This window comes from Bradyrhizobium sp. MI1.10 (genome assembly GCF_055811035.1).
The window spans coordinates 1-1,818 of record NZ_JBVVPN010000122.1 but is presented as its reverse complement, the minus strand read 5'-3'; the positions used below and the strand labels follow the sequence as shown (position 1 = coordinate 1,818).

Annotated in this window: 3 protein-coding genes; 2 read left to right on the top strand and 1 reads right to left on the bottom strand. The window is 59.0% G+C overall.

The window, feature by feature from the left end; translation table 11 throughout:
• Both AC0L3K_RS40475 and AC0L3K_RS40470 read left to right on the top strand, forming a co-directional pair.
• The coding region (locus tag AC0L3K_RS40475) for a hypothetical protein (RefSeq protein ID WP_473368192.1) at positions 1-364 on the top strand (364 nt) is incomplete at its 5' end.
• A 50-nt stretch (positions 365-414) separates the two neighbouring features.
• Positions 415-798, top strand: coding sequence for a hypothetical protein (locus AC0L3K_RS40470; protein WP_354129120.1), 384 nt, complete (start codon positions 415-417; stop codon positions 796-798).
• Between the two features lie 123 nt (positions 799-921).
• On the opposite strand, the gene AC0L3K_RS40465 is transcribed toward AC0L3K_RS40470, so the two are convergent.
• Positions 922-1,440 (bottom strand): hypothetical protein, encoded by a 519-nt coding sequence (locus AC0L3K_RS40465; protein WP_354129093.1) that lies wholly within the window; start codon positions 1,438-1,440, stop codon positions 922-924.
• Positions 1,441-1,818: the final 378 nt, after the last annotated feature.

The following is a 1,818-nucleotide window of genomic DNA, read 5'->3' as shown; positions in this document are numbered from 1 at the left end:
TGAGCTCCTCGCGATGGTGGCATCCAACTCAGTAATGAGATCGGCCGCAGAAACTGCCCTCATTGGCTGGCCCCAAATTCATTTTAATATCGCCACGTCAAATCAAACGTATTACGCGCGGAAGTTGTTAAGATTCCTTTATATGCCAAATCGTTACATACGAGAGGCTGTTATTATTCAACTGAACGGCGGTCATGACAAAACAAAGCCCGGCCGGAGATCGAGTCCCGGCCGGGCCTTGTTGAAGACTGAGCTGTTGGAGAAGGACGGCCCAGTGTCAATACAATGGACAGGCTCGCCCGCGCCTACCTTGATCTACGTCAAGGCACCCCTATCAGAAGGCGCGCTCGATTCCACCGCATGAAGAAGCCAGACCTGGCATTGTGCGCCACGGTCCAACGCAAGGAGCAAGCCATGATAAATCTGAAAGTTCTTGGCGCGTTCGTTATTGCGGCATCCGCCCTGTCCAGCTCTGCTGCACTGGCCCAGGCGGCTCTCTCCAATCCGGACGAATGCCAAGCTGAATTCGCCAACTGCACGGGTCTTGGAACCGGGACTACCCCCATCTATCGATATCGGCGAACGGCGCATCGCCATCCGGTGGCGGCGGCTGCAACCGTCGGCGGCTGGAGCAATTCCTACGCCATGTCCGGCGGGATGGGGTACGGCGGCGGGATGGGGTACGGCCAGAACGGCTGGTACGGCAACTGGAGTTCGTATGCTACCCGCAACGGCATCACCTGCAGGCCCGGCACCAATTTCAAGGGTGCTGACGGTCTCCAGCATCTCTGCCAATAGGTGATCCGCTAGAGGCTAAATCAGGCGGGCCCAAGTGGCCGTGTGACTCTTGGCCCCAAACCCGACACGCATCCTGTCGGGTTTGGCGTCCTAGGGCAAAGCGGACGCTATTGAGTACACATGTTAAGCCGCAGCCTGCTCATCCCCGCCTATGGCCGCGTTCAGCGCAGCGACCGCCGCACGAACCTCCTTGCCCGCCATCCTTGCCGCATATTGGCCTGCAAAGCCGAGATCGCCTATCTCGCTTAAGGTGCTGTCGGACGACGACGCCATGTCGAGTATCGCGCACACCTTGTGGCGCAGCTGGCCGCGCAAGGTCTCGGTATCCAGCGCGCGAGCCAACTCCCCTTGGGCATCCGGCATCTCAGCATCCCAGCTCCCGGTGTCGGCCTTGTCGCTTGCCCGATGTCGAACCTCGCCGAACCGTTCTTCGGGGCCAACCCAGGCATGGCCGTCCCAGATCTTAACGAGCTTGTTGCCAATCCAGCGCGCCCGTTTGTTTTCGACCGCCCAAATCAGTTGCTTCGCGCTGACGTCCACCATCTCGCGGTCCATATTCGGAAGTACAGGCTGCTCGCCGCTCTCGCCTTCATCATCCCGCACCTCATTGTCGTTGGCGGCGATACGGGGCGGAGCGTTCAAGTCTCGCCAGAGCCGGAGGCCCACGAATGTGGCCTCATCACCCTGGCGCTTGCACCACGTGATGCAGCCAGCAACAGAAATTGCTTTTTCGAGCGAGCTAAGCCTGAAGTCTACCGTCCCAACTGGGCTGGTATCGATGACTACAACCTTGTCTTTATGCGCATCAACAGTACTCCGCTCCTCACCGTCTATTACGATCTCAAGCAGGTCGCGGGCAATCAGGCCTGTCTGACAGTATGAACCGCCCCGGGTTTGCCGGAGGCTATTTGGTTTAAGTTATGCCGCCATGGCCGGTTGTTCCAGCGTTGCTCGGCTTCGGCTGGCGGGATGTTGCCGATGGGCTCCAGGAGCCGTCGGTTGTTGAACCAGTCCACCCAT

What these genes read in the sequence shown, in the direction of transcription:
- AC0L3K_RS40470 (WP_354129120.1), top strand. Translation starts at nt 415, where the DNA reads ATGATAAATCTGAAAGTTCTTGGCGCGTTCGTTATTGCGGCATCCGCC.